Source organism: Nocardiopsis tropica, from assembly GCF_042660575.1.
GTDB classification, from domain to species: Bacteria; Actinomycetota; Actinomycetes; order Streptosporangiales; family Streptosporangiaceae; genus Nocardiopsis; species Nocardiopsis tropica.
Genome location: NZ_JBHSUF010000003.1, coordinates 388,439 through 402,962 on the forward strand (window position 1 = coordinate 388,439; position 14,524 = coordinate 402,962).

Sequence of the window (14,524 nt, forward strand, 5' to 3'; positions counted from 1 at the left end):
GGCGAACCACGACCCCCGCGCCCGACGACCCGCCGAGGTCGACGCCGGGGCTCGTCCGACCCTTCCACTGGAGAACCGCATGACACCCACGACGACCACCGATCGGCAGGAGCTCAGGGGCCACGGCGCCACCCTGGGCCGCCTGGTCGGTGACACCGACGCCTTCCTCGAACACTGGGAACGCGCACCCGCGGTCGCGGAGGCGTCCGCGGACGTGGCGCGGGCCTTCCCCCTGGACAGGGCCTTCTCCCTGCTGGGGACCCCGGGCCTTCCCGTCTCGTGCTTCCGGCTGCTCCGGGACGGCGCGCCGGTACCGCAGCAGGAGTACTCCGCGGCCCGTGAGCGCCCCGGCCCCGGCCGGGAGCCCTTCGCGGACGGTGCGGCCCTGCTGAGGGCCTACGAGGACGGCGCGACGATCATCTTCGAGGAGGTGCGCCTGCTCGTGCCCGAGGTGGGCGCGCTGGCCTCCGGCCTCGAGGAGGACCTGGGGTTCGGGATCTACTGCGCGGCCTTCCTGACCCCCGCGGGGAACTCGGGTGCGCGCCCCCACTACGACCTGGCCAGCGGCCTCCTGTGCCAGGTCCACGGATCCAAGGTCTGGTCGGTCGGCGACCCCTCCGAGCGGTGGCCGGCCACGCCCTGCGGCGACGCCCGGCCCGAGTTCGACCCCGTGCTGGAGACGGTCCTGCGGCCGGGGCAGACCCTCTACATCCCCCGCGGCCATCCGCACGCCGGGGCCGCGACGGACGAGCCGTCGCTGCACGTGTCGTTCGCGATCAGACCCCGGACGTGGAGGGACGTCCTCCAGTCGTACATCAGGCTCGGGGGGACGCCGGAGCCCCTGCGGGAGCTCCTGCCCCTCGACCACACCGGACGCTCCGCCGAGGACCTGGCGGCCGAGGCCGTCGACCGGCTGCGCGAGGCGCTGCGGTCCCCGGCCGACTGACCGCGCCTCCGGGGGCGGCGGCGCGCAGGGCCGCGGGGGGACGGACCCGCGGCCCGGCGCCGGTCCCCTCCGCCGCGAAGTGAGGGGCGGGCCCCTGCCGGTCCGCCCCGCGTCCGGCAAGGGGACCGGGCCCGCAGCGGGAGCTCGGGAGTTCCGCGCCCCGGGCACGGGAACGGGCGGCCCGGGAGGATCACCGCAGCTCGCGGAGCCTCTCCTCGATCTCCAGCACCTGTTCCGTGCGGTGCTGTTCGCGGTAGAGCTTCAGCGCCTGTGTCCATGCCTCGCGTGCGGGGCCAGGCTCGCCGAGGGCCAGGTGCGCCTTCGCCAGGCCGCTGAGGGTGTTCGCCTCCTCGTAGGAGTCCCGCAGGACGCGGTGCACCGGAAGGGATTCGTGGTAGTGCTCGACGGCTTCTTCGTGGCGGCCCGCCCGGGTGGCGATGTAGCCCAGGCTGTCCAGGCAGGCCGCCTCCCCCACCTTGTAGCCGAGGTCGCGGCTGGCCTTGAGCGCGTCCTGGCAGTGGGACCGGGCGCTCTCGTAATGGCCGAACTGGGCCAGGGTCCAGCCCAGGTTGTTGAGCGCGCTGGTCTCCCACGTGGCGTTGCCGACACGGCGGTAGAGCTCCAGGGAGCGTGCCGCGTTCTCCAGTGCCATCTCCTCGTCGCGGATGTGCAGCCCGAAGCGTGTGTAGATCTGGTGCGTGTGGGCCTGGTTGAGCAGGTCCCCGGACTCCTCGAACTGGGCGACCGCCCGCGCGAGGTGCTCCAGGGGCTCCTCCCCCCGGTGATCCGCCTGGATGAGGGCGGTCGCCAGGCCCCGGTGGGCCATCGCCCGCAGGGTCGGGGCGTCCGGCCCCTCGACCCTGGTCGCCGCGTCCAGGCCGACACGCCTGTTGCCGACGAAGTCGTCGACGTCCCCCCAGCGCCGCAGGAAGGTGTGCGTGTCCCATGCGAGCCGCCACACCTCGCGGTGGAGGCCGAGGTCCTGTGCGAGGCGCATGACGGCGGGCAGCAGGGAGCGCTCGGTGGTGAACCACGCCAGTGCGTCGGCCTCCCCCGTGAGCTCGTAGGCGCGTGCGCGCTCCCCGGTCGGCTCCACGACCGCGTCCGACAGGATCTCCTGGGGCGCCAGCAGGTGCTTCCCCAGAGCCGCGGTGCGGACGAAGAAGTCGACCAGCGCGGACAGGCCCTCGCGGCGTTCCTCCTCGGACCGGTCCCGCTCGGTCCGCTCCCTGCCGTGGAGGCGGACGAGGTCGTGGAGCTGGTAGCGCCCGGGCATCGGCTGCTCGACGAGATGGGCCGACCCCAGGGTGCGCAGCAGTTGCCGGGTCCGGGCGCGTGTGAGCCCGGCGAGCGCCGCCGCGGCCGGGACCCCCATGTCCTGCGCCGGCGCCGCGCTGAGCAGGCCCAGCAGCCGGGCCGCGGGTTCGGGGAGGGCCCGGTAGGAGGCGTCGAGGACGCTGCGCAGGGACGTGTCGAAATCGCCAGTGTCCAGGGCGTCGAGCGTGCTCTCGGCCTCCCCCAGCTCGGACGCGAGTTCGGCGAGCGGCAGGTGGGGGCTGCCGGCGGCGTGGGCGGCGGTGATGGCCAGGGCGAGGGGCAGCCGTCCGCAGCCGGCGACGATGGTGTCCACCGCCTCCGGTTCCCTGGCCACCCGGCGCTCCCCGACACGGGCCGTCAGCAGTTGGCGCGCCTCGGCGGAGGTGAGCGGGTCGAGGGCGACGACGCGGACGCCGCCGGTGGTGAGCAGGCCGCTGAGCCGCTCGCGGCTGGTGACCACGACGGTGCAGGAGGCCGACCCGGGGATCAGGGGGCGGACCTGTTCGGCGTCGCGCGCGTTGTCCAGCAGGATCAGCATCCGTTTGTGGGCGACGATGCTGCGGTAGAGGCCGAACCGCGCCTCGGCGCTGGACGGGACGGCCTGCTGGTCCACCCCGAGGGCCGTGAGGAAGTCGTGGACGGCGGTCTGCGGTTTCGTGGCGGGCGCGCTCGGGGCGAAGCCGTGCAGGTTCACGTACAGCTGGCCGTCGGGGAAGCGGTCGAGGTTGTCGTGCGCCCAGCGCAGCGCCAGCGAGGTCTTGCCGACCCCGCCGAGACCGCAGACCACGGTGACCGGCAGCGCCCCGGGGGCCTGGGTGTCGTCGAGGAAGGCCATCTCCCTCCGGCGCCCGGCCAGCAGCGGCGGAGGCGGCGGCAGCTGCATGGGCAGGGGCGGGGGCGCCGGAGCCGGCCGTGCGCCGGGGTCCGGCGCGGACGCCTCCGACACGTCGTGCGCGTCCAGGGCCGGGTCCGCGTGCAGGATCTTGCGGTGCAGTTCCCTGAGCTCCGCGCCGGGGTCGGTCCCCATCGCCTCGGAGAGCATCCTCCTGATGCGCTCGTAGTGTTCCAGCGCCTGCGCGGCGCGCCCCTCCCGGTACAGGGTGAGCATGAGCTGGCCGACCAGGCGCTCGTCGAGCGGGTGCCGCTGTGCGAGGTCGGAGAGGTCGCCCAGGAGTTCGGACTGCCGTCCGTGACGGAGGAGCAGGTCGTTGCGGTCCAATTCGGTCCGGAAGCGTTCGAGCCGGAGCCTTTCCCGTAACTCGTTGACCCACGTACTGTCCAGGCTCCCGAACGCGTCGGCCCGCCAAAGGCGCAGCGCCTCCTCGAACAGGGCCAGGGCGGATTCGCCGTTCGCCGAATTCCGCGCCCTCGCGACAATCTCACGGAAACGGTACAGGTCGATTACAGAATTCGCATCGTCGTCGAGTTTGAGGATGTAGCCGCCGGGCCGCCGATCGACCGTGATCCCGTCGACCGCGCCCAGGGCGGAACGGAGCCGGGAGACGTAGCTGTACAGCGAGGAGCGGGCCCCGTCGGGAGGGCGCGGGCCCCAGACCCGGTCGATGAGCTGGTCGACCGTGACCAGGCGGCCGGCGTCGACCAGCAGCCCGACGAACACGAACTGCCGCCTCATGTGCCCGAGATCGACGGGGCGCCCGTCGATCCGCATCTCGATGTCGCCGAGTACAGAGATCTCGACCGTCAACGCCACTCCCGGATTGGAACGAAAGGGGACGACCCATACCCGTGGTACGCGGGAGCACAGCAGTACCTTGGACCCCAGGAGTGTACTCCCGGAAGAACGTTCCAAAACCCTTTGCGGAAGGCACTTTTTCCACGGATTTCCCGGCGGGGGTTGATCGTGGTTCCCGGCGAACAGGCGGACCGCCGCGGCCATGACTCAACCGATAGAAAGGGTCACGGTGAGAACAACTCCACGTGTCCTTTGATCCGATGACCGGCCGTTCTCTTCGGGGAGGATATGGCCGTCCCCCCGGGACGACCGCACCACCTGCGCGCGGATATCGACCCCGCTGCCGGCGGGCTTGCCGCCGTCCGGTGGCCCGCGCCCGAAATCCCGTCGCGCAGAGCGAAGTTCTCGTGCGGGTCTTCCGTGCCGAATACCCCGCTTGCTTGTCCGAGCCGGTCGGAGGCGGAGGCGTCGTCAGGTTCCGGGTTCGTGCTTCCGCCTCCCCGCGTGATCCCGCGGCGGCCGTGCGTCCCCGTCGGGACAACCGGACCACCGACACGTTCATGCGGTCGGGCGAGGTGCTCGCGGCCGCACGCCGGCACCGCCCCGACACCCCGGACACGGCACCAGAAGCCGGGTGTCCCTGCGCCTCGGTCGACGCAACAGCGCGTACACGCCACTGCGCGTCGGGCGACCCTGGCAGCACCGTCGTCGTTAGGGTGTGCACAGATCTCCGGACGTTCCGGTTCTTCTCGGTCGATGAACCCCTGTGTCGGAGACCTCCCTATTTTCGGGCTCGGACATGCCGAACAACGCTCAGGCGGGGTAGGAGACACATCCGGCTTCGATACAAGCCTTGGTTCAAAGAAAGGATCACATGCTGACCCGTTTGCACGACGTCCTACGGTTGCGGACCTCGCCGCCGATTTTCTTCGGCTCGGCCGGTGTGATCATCGCGTTCGTGCTCGTCACGATCATCTTCACCGACCCGCTGGACGCAGCCGTCACCGTCGCCTCGGAGTGGCTGTACACCAACCTGGGCTGGTTCTACATCCTCGGTCTCACCCTGTTCCTCGTTTTTCTGATCTATATCGCCCTCGGCAGATTCGGGCGGGTGAAACTGGGCCCCCACGACGAGGTTCCCGAGCACTCCGGACCGGCCTGGTTCGCCATGCTCTTCGCCGCGGGCATCGGTAGCATCCTGATGTTCTGGGGGGTGGCCGAACCCATCAGCCATTTCGGCGATCCGCCCCGGGGCCCCTCTCTGGGTATCGAACCGGGAACGGCAGAAGCCGCCTCGGACGCGATGAACTTCACGTTCTACCATTTCACCCTGCACACCTGGACGATCTTCACCCTGCCGGCCCTGTGCTTCGCCTACTTCATCCACAAGCGGAATCTGCCGCCGCGTGTCAGCTCGATCTTCCAGCCGATTCTCGGCGAGCGGATCCACGGTCCCATCGGCGTCTTCATCGACGTCGTCTCCATCGTCGGCACGGTCTTCGGCGTCGCGGTCTCCCTCGGCCTGGGCGCCCTGCAGATCAACAGCGGGATCCACCGCGTGCTGGGCGTCCCGGAGAGCGCCGTCTGGCAACTGGTCATCATCGGCGTCGTCGGCGGGGTCGCGATGATCTCCGTCGCGTTGGGCCTGGACCGCGGTATCAAGGTCCTGTCCAACGTGAACATCTGGCTGGCCGTGGGCGTGCTGGTGTTCATCCTGTTCACGGGTTCCACCCTGTTCGTGCTCCGGGGCACCATCGAGTCGCTGGGCCGTTACGTGATGAACCTGCCCGAGTTGGCCCTGTGGAACGACACCTTCGCCAACACCGGATGGCAGACCGAGTGGACGGTGTTCTACTGGGCCTGGACGATCAGCTGGTCGCCGTTCGTGGGAATCTTCATCGCCCGGATCTCCAAGGGCCGCACCATCCGCCAGTTCGTCTCCGGGGTGCTGCTCGTTCCGGCCGGCTTCTCGGTGCTGTGGTTCGGCGTCTTCGGGTTCTCCGCCTTCGACATCGAGCTCAACCGCGGGGGCGGCCTGGTCGAGAGCGTCGTGGACCAGGGGGACGTCCCCGGGGCGCTGTTCGCGTTCCTGGAGCACTACCCGGCCCCGACGCTCCTCTCGGTCATCGCCATCATCCTGGTGGTGGTCTTCTTCATCACCTCGGTGGACTCCGCGGCACTGGTGACGGACACGATGGCCAACGGCCACGAGGACTTCAACCCGCTGGGCCAGCGCATCTTCTGGGCCGTCGCCATCGCCGTGGTGACCGCCACCCTGCTGGTGTTCTCCGGGTCCGGCGGCCTGGAGGCGCTCGAGAAGATCATCGTCCTCGTCGGCCTCCCGTTCTTCGTGATGGGCTACTTCCAGATGTACGCGATGCACCGGGCCCTGCGTGAGGACGCCGGAGAGCTGCCCGCGATGCGGACACGCACCTGGAAGAAGGTCCTGCCCCCCGAGGAGTACGAACGCCGCCAGGACGAGGACGAGCACGACACCTCGGAGACCGTCGTCGAGCCCGAAGCCGTCGATGAGCCGCCCGTGCTGCGCGACCCCTACGTCGACCAGGACCATCCGACCGGGACGCCCGGCACACTGCCGGCACGCACCGGTTCGGCGAAGCTCCCCGGCCGCCGGCCGAAACGGACCACCCGGCCGCCGCGGTCCGACCGCCAGGACCGGGAGGAGCCCGAGTAGGCGGGGTCCCGGAGGCCCTCCCGTGCCGGGTGTGAGGTGCCGTCCCCGCCGCGTTCACGAGCAGCGAGGATGGCAGGGCCTCGACCGTCTCGCGTAGTTCGGGTATCCGATCGGGATCCACCCAGAACTGCTGCCAGACGCTTTCCTTGCGTCCTTGACCCGCTCCTCACACCCGGGCAAGGCGCCGCCGTCCCTCCACGGGGGCCGCGGCCTTCCGCGCCCGGGCGTCGCTGATTTCCACGTCGTCAAGCCCTCTTCAGATACGACACGGAGAGGAGGCAGCCCGTTGTGGTGGACGTGCCTGTGGGACGGCATGCCACGAGCCTGCGGGAATCCCACCGGTATCGTTCCTGAACCGCACGGCTCGTACCCGCAGACCGTTTCCGTAATGCGTTCCCTACGAACGGGAACCGAGAAGAGGATCACCGATGCGACGACCCCGAACCGACACCTCCCCATGCCGGGCTCGCTCCGTCAGAACAAGGGCTCTGTCCTGTGCTTGGGCGGGGAGGTACTCCGTTTACGGCGTCCTCCTCGTGAGCGGTTGCGTGCCTGGCGATCGGCTGCGGTCTCTTTGCTCCTTTCCACCGTGACGACGACGCCGCGCCCCTCGGCCACCCTTTCGGTAACCAGTTTGTCGAGGGCCTCCACGGTGGTTCCCACGGTGCCCACCAGACCGGTCTTGACCAGCTCGATGAACTCCGTGTTGGCCAGGTAGCGGGTCACGGTGTCGTACCCGAGACGCACACCGCCTCGGGGGCCGTGGGTACGGGGGTCGGCCAAGAGCAGGCGCACATAAGAGATCGGCAGGTACAGGCCCCTGGTAGGGGCCATGCTCAGGCTGTCGTCATCGGGTGTCCACTGGGCGAGTTTAACGAAACAGGGGTCGCTGCTCAGACGCCAGTCCTCGGAAGAGACGGGTTGGGCACTGAGAGCGGCGACCCGCTCCAACTTGTCTAGCTGGCATCTCAGTCGCTTGTCGACCCAGATGTGCTTCTCGCCAAGGGGGAGACGCTTGTACTGGACGAAGACGAAGCTCCGCGTGTTGTGGTGGTAGTAGATCAGGTCCGTCCCCAGCCTCGCCTCCACAGAGGTGGCGTTGACGTTCGCGATCTCCAGTCGGCGGTCGCCATCGGTGAGCACGTCGATGTCGGAGCGACGACGCTGTCCGAGGTCGGCGGCCCAGTCCACGAGCGGGTGTACATCCTGTTCGATAAGGGCCTGTTCGGTCGGTTCGCGGATAAGGCCTGCGAGGTAGGGAGCGCCAGCGTCACTGGGCCGTTTCCAGACCTCCAGGGACGCACTGGAAAACCCTCCGATGCGCGCGGCGACTCGGAGGGCGTCCCGCTCCTCCAGCCGGAACGCGTCCCCGGGATGTCCTTCGTCCAAGTGGTCGCGATCTAGGACGTCATCCAAGTAAGTGAGGAGGTCACTCAACCAGTCGGACGTGCTCCGCAGAGCGGAGAGCACGAGTTCCCCCTCCTCCTTTGCCATGGGGTAGACACCCGACTCCGTGGCCACCCGCAACCGGGCCGCGAGGTCGAAATCGAGCCTCTGTACCAGGGTGTCCAACGGTAGGAGCCCCCCGATGGATCGCAGGAGGTCGATCTTGATGCGCTTCCCGACCGTGGCGACCTTCTCGCCCCTCGGGTTGAGGACGACGCCCAGTTTCTCCAGGTAGACGCCGGGAAGAATGCCTCTCTCCTCTTTGTCGTAGCGAACGAACAGAAGAGCGATGTTCCCCTTGGGGTAGGGGTCGGGGAGCCCTGGGGGAAGCACATGCGTGAAATACCCGTGCATGTCGATGTTCTTGCTGATGCCACGGCGAGTGGTCGAATCAAGGGTGAAAACATAGATCACTCGCAGAACCCTATCCACACGCACGAGAAGACTCTTTCCGTGAGGTCCCACGGCTGTCTCCCGCACGCAGATGGGCCACACCGGTTCGGGGGTGAACCGACGGCCTGGTCCACCCCCGAATCGGTCTGGTCGCTGGTCGGGGAAGAGCGTCTGCAGGGGCGGGATCGAGGAGAAGAAGCAGGGCACCGGGGTGGGGTCCTCGGTGAGGCCGGTGGGGGTGGCGACCCAGCAGGACTGGGTGCTCTCTCCGAACCAGCGCACCAGGTGCGGTTTCAGGGCCTGGAGCTCGAAGGCGCGGGCATGGTCGCTGGAGCACTCGGAACGGCGGCCGCCCGAGCGGGGTGGTCGATCGGCCCGCCACCAGTGCCAGAATGCACCCCGGCTTCCTCAGGTCCGCACACGGCCGGTCCGACCACTGGCCGGTGCTCATCCCCCACTGTCCGAGCGCGCACCACCGGGCGCCGCTGCCCGGACTTTCCTGCGAACAAGCTGCCTCTTCCCCCGGCGAGCCCTCACCCGAAGTCATCCGGGAGAACCAAGATGACTCCGGGGAGAGGGCGGGGGTCGGTTCATTTCCTCTTCATCGGCTCAGGCGATACCGGCCTCTACCAGGAAGGGGCTCGGCTTTCCATGCCATGAGACGTGGAGGTGGTCCCGGGCCCTGGTGCAGACCACGAAGAGCAGGCACCGCTCCGCCATCAGGTCCGTCCTGTGCTGCAGCGAGTCCACCTCCTCCGGGGTGATCGCCTTGGGGTTGGGCACCGCCCTGTCGGTGACCGCCACCGCCGCGACGCACCGGAACTCCAGTCCCTTGAGCGAGTGCATCGTGCCCACACGCACGCCCGGGGTGTCGTCGCCGGCACCGCGCAGCTCGCGCGCCTCGATCCCGGCGGCGGTGAGCACGGAGACCGCCCTCTTGCCCATCCACTTGAACCGGACGGCGACCGCCACCGAGGACGGTTCGGTCCCGGAGTCGAGCCACTCCCGAACCTTGGCCACCAGGACGTCCAACTCGTCCTCCAGACCGGTGGCGGCGTGCGTGGTGGGCCTGGGCCCCTGGAGCGCCGAGCGGTATCCGGCGAGGGACTCGGTGCCGCCGTCAGCCAGGGCCTCCACCTTCTCCCCGTTCAACAGCGGACTCGACCAGGAGAGGATCTGCTGAGTGCTGCGGTAGTTGCGGCGCAGCCGCTGGGAACGACCCACCACGTTGACACCGAGGGTTTTGAGGGAGACCTTAGCGTCGTAGATGCGCTGGTGGGGGTCGCCCGCGATGAACAGGTCATCGGGCTTGGGGGCCACGGCGGCGCGCAGCAGCCGCCACTGCGCCGGGTGCAGGTCCTGGGCCTCGTCCACGACCACGTGCCGGTACAGCGGCCCCTTCTCCTCCAGGATCCGGGCGGCCAGGTCGCAGCCGCGCAAGTGGGTCTGTACCCCGTCGGCGTCCAGGGCTTCGGTGAACGCGGTGACCGCCCGCCACACCGTCTGCCTCTGGGAGGCGCTCAGCGGACGGCCCCGGCCGCCGCGCGCGGCCTTCTGGTACTCCTCCAGGGTGTCCAGACGCTGCGCCAGGAGGACGTGGCGGTACTCCTGGGCCAGGAACTCGGCGGTCCAGTCCAGCTCCAGCAGCTCGGCGACGGTCCGCCAGCGCTCCAACTCCTTGGCGTCCGTGATGAAGTGTGGGGACTTTCCTCCGGCAGCCTCCGTGAGAACCTTGCTGGCCTGGGCATTGACGGTCGTGATATCCAGCATGTCGAGGTGGCGGGGGTCATCCACGAGCTGTCCGACCCCGGCGCCCAGCGCGTCGGCGAGTGCGTTGGTGAAGGTGGTGAACAGCAGCCGGTCGCCGGGGCGGGCGTAGGAGAGCAGGTGTTTGATCCGGTGCATGGCCACCACCGTCTTCCCGGTGCCGGGGCCGCCGGTGACCTGGAAACTGCCCGGGTAGCTGGCCTTATAGGCGACCTTGCGCTGCGCCGGGTGCAGGAAGGTGCGCCAGACGGCGAAGGGCTGGGAGAGGATCTCCTCCAGCTCGTCCAGCCCGGAGACCAGCTTGATACGGGTGGGGGTGTTTCGGATGGCGGTGTCCAGGTCGTGGTCCACTCCCCCTGCGGGCCGGTGCGCGACGACGTCGCGCCAGATCTCCGCCACCGAGAACCCCGCGGCAAGGTACTGGAGTACCTCGCTCTGGTCCTCGGGCAGGACCGGGACGACGTCGACCAGTGCGTCGGCGTCCACGACGGTACGCGCCGCCCGCAGCACCTTGTCCTCGATGCCCAGGGCCTTCAGGTCCCCGTCGGAGACCTTGGCGAACAGCCGCTGTTCGGGAGCGGTGGGAGCCGCGCGCTCCTCCAGACTGGGGGTGAGGCGCTCCAGGCCTTCGGCGTCCCAGACCTCCAGCGCGCCGGTGAGCTGGTTGACGCCCGCGTCCTGTTTGTTCGCCCAGTCATAGGCCGGATCGTGGTTCATGACCTTGAGCAGCACGTAGCTGTCGCCGCTCTCGGGGGCCAGGACAACGCCCCGGTAGAAGTTGTCCACCTTGAACGTGTAGATATTGCGGTTGCGCCGTGCCTTCGGCGGTTTGAAGTTGAGACCCTTGTCCGCTTTGAGCTCAGCGGGGGTGAGAAGACCGAACTTCTCCATGGCGAGGCGGACGTTCTTCCGAGCGCTCGGGGGGAGTTCGTCGTACTCACCGCTCTTGAAGAACTGGTCGCCCAAGGCGAGCTGAGGCATGGGTCAGGGCTCCTTCCACGGGGGTGGAGGTCGAAGGGGGCACATCACGGGGACGGGGGTTGTCCCGACGGTGTGCCGCGTCCGCGCAACCGGTCCAGCATCTCCGCCACCTGGAGTGCCTCGGGGGCCTGGGGTCCGTACTGCGCGCGCAGGTCAGCGTACAGCGCGTGAAGTTCACGCGCCGCCTGCCCGGTGTCGCCGGAGCGCAGCCGCCACATGGCGATCGCCTGGCGCAGATCGAGCGCGTCGTCGGAGCGCTCTCCCCCGACGGCTCTGATCACGGGTGAGGACCTCCTCGGCGGTGTGCAGGGCTCGGGTGGTCCGGAAGGGCGCGTCCGGCGTCGTCACTGAGAACCAGGGCGGTGGCGCGCAGCAAGCGCAGTTCGACGACCTGTGCGGACTCGCTGCCCAGCGCTGCCGACGCCGGGTCGATGACGTCGTCGAGGACGCCTACGGCCTGGGCGAAACGGCCCTCGTCGATGAGTTCCTGCGCGTGGCGGTCGGCCTCAGCCAGCTCTCCGGGTGCCATTCCCGGGATCACGTGGTCCCAGGATCCAGAAATCCGACTCCGAAAAACGCAGGACACACCACCTCCATCACACCCGGCACGAAACAAGTGGCATCTGGTCCAGACCCTGGAGGTCACCGAGAGCGGCACCTACGACGTCAGTTGCGACAACAGGAACACCGAGTTCGGCCTCGCCTCCACGTACGTGGCCGACAGCGCCGGAATGCGGCAGTTCACCTGGGCGGTCATCTGGATCACCCTGCCCGTCCTGGGGTTGGCCACCACAGTGACCATCGCCGTGGTCACCCGGAGGCGCGACCGCCAGGAGAAGGCCGCCGCGTCGGGGCGTCACTGACCCACACGTGGAAGACCCTGGGGTCCGCCGGTGCGCGGCCCCCTCCGTGTGTGCTGGTGGAGGGCCGAAGGAGGCTCACCGGTCTCCGTAGAGGAGTGCCGGGGAACGGGCCCGGTCCTGTCGTTGACAACCAGCGTGAAAACGCCACCCGAGGCGTCCCCGTGCAACGGTGATCAGCCCGCGTGGGAAGCGCCCCCGGCCAGCGCGTGTTCCACGCGCAGTCGCTGGGTGTGGTGCATCTCCAGCCCCGCCACCTCCTCGGGGCCGAACCAGCGGACCTCGTGGGACTCATCGCTCACTGCCAGGCGACCGCTGACCACCCGGGCCCGGAAACACACGTTGAACTGACGGCGCACCTCACCGTCGCTGTAGGCGATGATGTGCCGGGCGTCGGTGTAGGTGCCCACCAACCCGGTCACCTCCACCTCATAGCCGGTCTCCTCGCGCACCTCCCGCACGGCCGCCTCCGGAAGGCTCTCGGTCATCTCCATCGCCCCGCCCGGCATCGCCCACAGCCCGTTGTCCACCCGTCGCTGCAACAGCAAGCGGCCCTCGTCGTCGACGACGGCCGCACTGGCCGCGACCACCAGACTGTTGGGAACGGGAGCCGCAGGGTCGTCGTAGTACTCGGTGCGAGCCACAGGCATCACCCTTTTCCGCTTGTCGTCCGCACATCACTGATCACGCCGTGTGCCCGTCGTGCGGTGGGCACACGGCGCTCTGGCGTCAGCGCTCCTAGAACCGCAGATCCGTGATCGCGGCCAGGTCAATGCCGTATCGGGCATAGACCTTGGTGGTGTTCTCCCCCGTCAGATCGCTCTCGCCATAGCCGAGCAGAGCGGCGATACGCACCACCTCGGCGCGACTGCCCGCCTCGATCTCCAGGTAGGCGGGGATACGGGGCCAGGAGTCGATCTCCAGCTCAGCACCGTCCAGGGTGAAGCTGCGCCTGCGGTTCTCCTGGTAGGCCTTCGGGGCGTAGCCCAGCTTGCCCAGCAACGCGTTGGCGGTGGCGAAGTCACCAACGACCGTCTCGGTCTCTCGGGTACCACCGATGGCGTCGGAATCGATCTCCTTGACCGTCAGCGTCACCTCGCTGCCGGTATCGCGCAGACGCACCCACCGGGAGGCATCGCTGGGCTCGATGTCGTAGACGTAGCGGCGCTGGAGCGCCTCACCGACCTCCACCCCACCCTTGTCCAGGATCAATCGGGCCACCTGGTCGGCATCGATGTCCAGGACCTTGGCCTCGTACTCGATCTCACTCATGGGTTGGGATTCCCTTCCTTGGTACGTGCTGGCGTCTTCGGACGAATGGTGTGACCGTGGTGAACGGCTACCAGCCTGTCATGGTCGTCCTGACGGAAACGGAGGATCTCGGTGCTGACCGGACCGTTGAGGAAGTCCTCGATCGGTTGACACAGGTCCATGCGTTGCAGGCACACGCCCGCAAGGTAGCGCCCGTGGCGGTCCCGGTACAGGCGAAGGCCGTAGAAGCCCTCCTGGCAGTCGGTGTCGTTGTTGAACCGGCACCCCTGGCAGGTGACGGGGAGGCGTACCGGGCGGATCCACTTGACGTGAATGCGGCGTCGCCCGCCGTCGATGCGGTAGGCGGTGCGTGCTCCGGAGGCTCCGGCGGTGAGGTGGTGGGCCTCGGCGACGGCGCCGCGATGGGCCAGGACCTGGTCGATGGCGTCGATGGATGCCTGCCCGTGGTCGAGGGAGTTGAGCAGGCGCACGGACAGTTCGGGGGCGTAGGTGTCCAGGATCCGGTGTACGCGGTCGGTGTGGCTGTGGTCGAGGACGACGATGTTGGCGCTGGCCTGAATCCCGTGGTCGACACAGGCCTGGATCGAGGCGTGCAGGGCCTCGATCTTGGCTGCGGCCTTGGCCCTGTCGCGGAAGCGGGCGTGCTGGACTCGGGCGAGCTCGTCTGGAGTGGTGCCGAAGATGGAGAAGTTGACGCGGTCGAGACCGGCGTCGGCGCAGGCAGGGATCTGTCGGGCGCCGTTCTCACCGTTGGAGGTCATGCACACCCGAAATCCCTGGTCGGTGGCGAGGCTGACCAGGTCGGGCAGGTGTGGGTGGAGCGTGGGTTCGCCGCCGGTGAGATGGAGTTCGGTGAAGCCCATATGGTCGCCCAGCCGCCTCAGAGCACGGGTGAAGCCTTCGTCGGCCGGGATGGTGGCGGGTAGGAAGGTGGCCCCGTTGGTGGCGGCGTAGATGGACCTCCGCCCGGAGCTACCGGAGGTGAGGAAAGGACCCGGGCCGCGGTTACGGTTGTCGACCACGACCGGAGTGCCCTCGTTGTGGCAGAAGGTACAGGTCATGCCGCAGGCATCGAGAATCTTCGCCCGCAGGGTGGTATCGGTGTCGATGTACGTCGGCAGGGTCTCGGAAATCAGGGGAACGTCCATGGGCAG

The 14,524-nt window shown here is 68.8% G+C and carries 11 protein-coding genes; 3 read left to right on the forward strand and 8 right to left on the reverse strand.

What is annotated here, in order from left to right:
- The first annotated feature begins 79 nt into the window (after positions 1 to 79).
- Entirely contained in the window at positions 80 to 946 is an 867-nt protein-coding gene (locus ACFQBR_RS07295) for a JmjC domain-containing protein (RefSeq protein ID WP_344177819.1), read from the forward strand.
- 190 nt (positions 947 to 1,136) lie between these two features.
- Here ACFQBR_RS07295 and ACFQBR_RS07300 read toward each other — a convergent pair whose 3' ends face one another.
- Entirely contained in the window at positions 1,137 to 3,968 is a 2,832-nt protein-coding gene (locus ACFQBR_RS07300) for an AfsR/SARP family transcriptional regulator (protein ID WP_378552519.1), read from the reverse strand.
- Between the two features lie 862 nt (positions 3,969 to 4,830).
- Between ACFQBR_RS07300 and ACFQBR_RS07305 the strand changes: the two genes are divergently transcribed.
- A complete protein-coding gene (locus ACFQBR_RS07305) occupies positions 4,831 to 6,651 on the forward strand; it encodes a BCCT family transporter (RefSeq protein ID WP_344177824.1) in 1,821 nt (606 codons plus the stop codon).
- 474 nt (positions 6,652 to 7,125) lie between these two features.
- On the opposite strand, the gene ACFQBR_RS07310 is transcribed toward ACFQBR_RS07305, so the two are convergent.
- From ACFQBR_RS07310 to ACFQBR_RS07325, 4 genes are all read right to left on the reverse strand, one after another.
- Complete coding sequence (locus ACFQBR_RS07310; RefSeq protein WP_344177826.1) at positions 7,126 to 8,511, reverse strand: hypothetical protein; 1,386 nt, start codon at positions 8,509 to 8,511, stop codon at positions 7,126 to 7,128.
- A 588-nt stretch (positions 8,512 to 9,099) separates the two neighbouring features.
- Positions 9,100 to 11,238 (reverse strand): UvrD-helicase domain-containing protein, encoded by a 2,139-nt coding sequence (locus tag ACFQBR_RS07315; RefSeq protein WP_344177828.1) that lies wholly within the window; start codon positions 11,236 to 11,238, stop codon positions 9,100 to 9,102.
- Between the two features lie 44 nt (positions 11,239 to 11,282).
- Positions 11,283 to 11,519, reverse strand: a complete 237-nt coding sequence (locus ACFQBR_RS07320; protein ID WP_344177831.1) for a hypothetical protein — start codon at positions 11,517 to 11,519, stop codon at positions 11,283 to 11,285.
- Positions 11,516 to 11,767 (reverse strand): hypothetical protein, encoded by a 252-nt coding sequence (locus ACFQBR_RS07325; RefSeq protein ID WP_344177833.1) that lies wholly within the window; start codon positions 11,765 to 11,767, stop codon positions 11,516 to 11,518. Before ACFQBR_RS07325 ends, ACFQBR_RS07320 begins: the two co-directional genes overlap by 4 nt.
- Positions 11,768 to 11,969: 202 nt before the next feature.
- Between ACFQBR_RS07325 and ACFQBR_RS07330 the strand changes: the two genes are divergently transcribed.
- Positions 11,970 to 12,101: a hypothetical protein gene (locus ACFQBR_RS07330; RefSeq protein WP_378552524.1), complete on the forward strand. Its 132-nt coding sequence runs from the start codon at positions 11,970 to 11,972 to the stop codon at positions 12,099 to 12,101.
- A 173-nt stretch (positions 12,102 to 12,274) separates the two neighbouring features.
- Here the strand turns inward: ACFQBR_RS07330 and ACFQBR_RS07335 are convergent, their stop codons facing one another.
- The 3 genes from ACFQBR_RS07335 to ACFQBR_RS07345 form a co-directional block, all read right to left on the reverse strand.
- Positions 12,275 to 12,742, reverse strand: coding sequence for an NUDIX hydrolase (locus ACFQBR_RS07335; RefSeq protein ID WP_344177838.1), 468 nt, complete (start codon positions 12,740 to 12,742; stop codon positions 12,275 to 12,277).
- A 94-nt stretch (positions 12,743 to 12,836) separates the two neighbouring features.
- A complete protein-coding gene (locus ACFQBR_RS07340; protein ID WP_344177841.1) occupies positions 12,837 to 13,370 on the reverse strand; it encodes a class IV adenylate cyclase in 534 nt (177 codons plus the stop codon).
- Complete coding sequence (locus tag ACFQBR_RS07345; RefSeq protein WP_344177843.1) at positions 13,367 to 14,518, reverse strand: radical SAM protein; 1,152 nt, start codon at positions 14,516 to 14,518, stop codon at positions 13,367 to 13,369. Before ACFQBR_RS07345 ends, ACFQBR_RS07340 begins: the two co-directional genes overlap by 4 nt.
- Positions 14,519 to 14,524: the final 6 nt, after the last annotated feature.

Bases quoted from the DNA above. Each gene is read 5' to 3' on its own strand.
- ACFQBR_RS07295 (WP_344177819.1), top strand. From the start codon at position 80: ATGACACCCACGACGACCACCGATCGGCAGGAGCTCAGGGGCCACGGC.
- ACFQBR_RS07305 (WP_344177824.1), top strand. From the start codon at position 4,831: ATGCTGACCCGTTTGCACGACGTCCTACGGTTGCGGACCTCGCCGCCG.
- ACFQBR_RS07315 (WP_344177828.1), bottom strand. From the start codon at position 11,238: ATGCCTCAGCTCGCCTTGGGCGACCAGTTCTTCAAGAGCGGTGAGTAC.
- ACFQBR_RS07325 (WP_344177833.1), bottom strand. From the start codon at position 11,767: ATGGCACCCGGAGAGCTGGCTGAGGCCGACCGCCACGCGCAGGAACTC.
- ACFQBR_RS07330 (WP_378552524.1), top strand. From the start codon at position 11,970: ATGCGGCAGTTCACCTGGGCGGTCATCTGGATCACCCTGCCCGTCCTG.
- ACFQBR_RS07340 (WP_344177841.1), bottom strand. From the start codon at position 13,370: ATGAGTGAGATCGAGTACGAGGCCAAGGTCCTGGACATCGATGCCGAC.
- ACFQBR_RS07345 (WP_344177843.1), bottom strand. From the start codon at position 14,518: ATGGACGTTCCCCTGATTTCCGAGACCCTGCCGACGTACATCGACACC.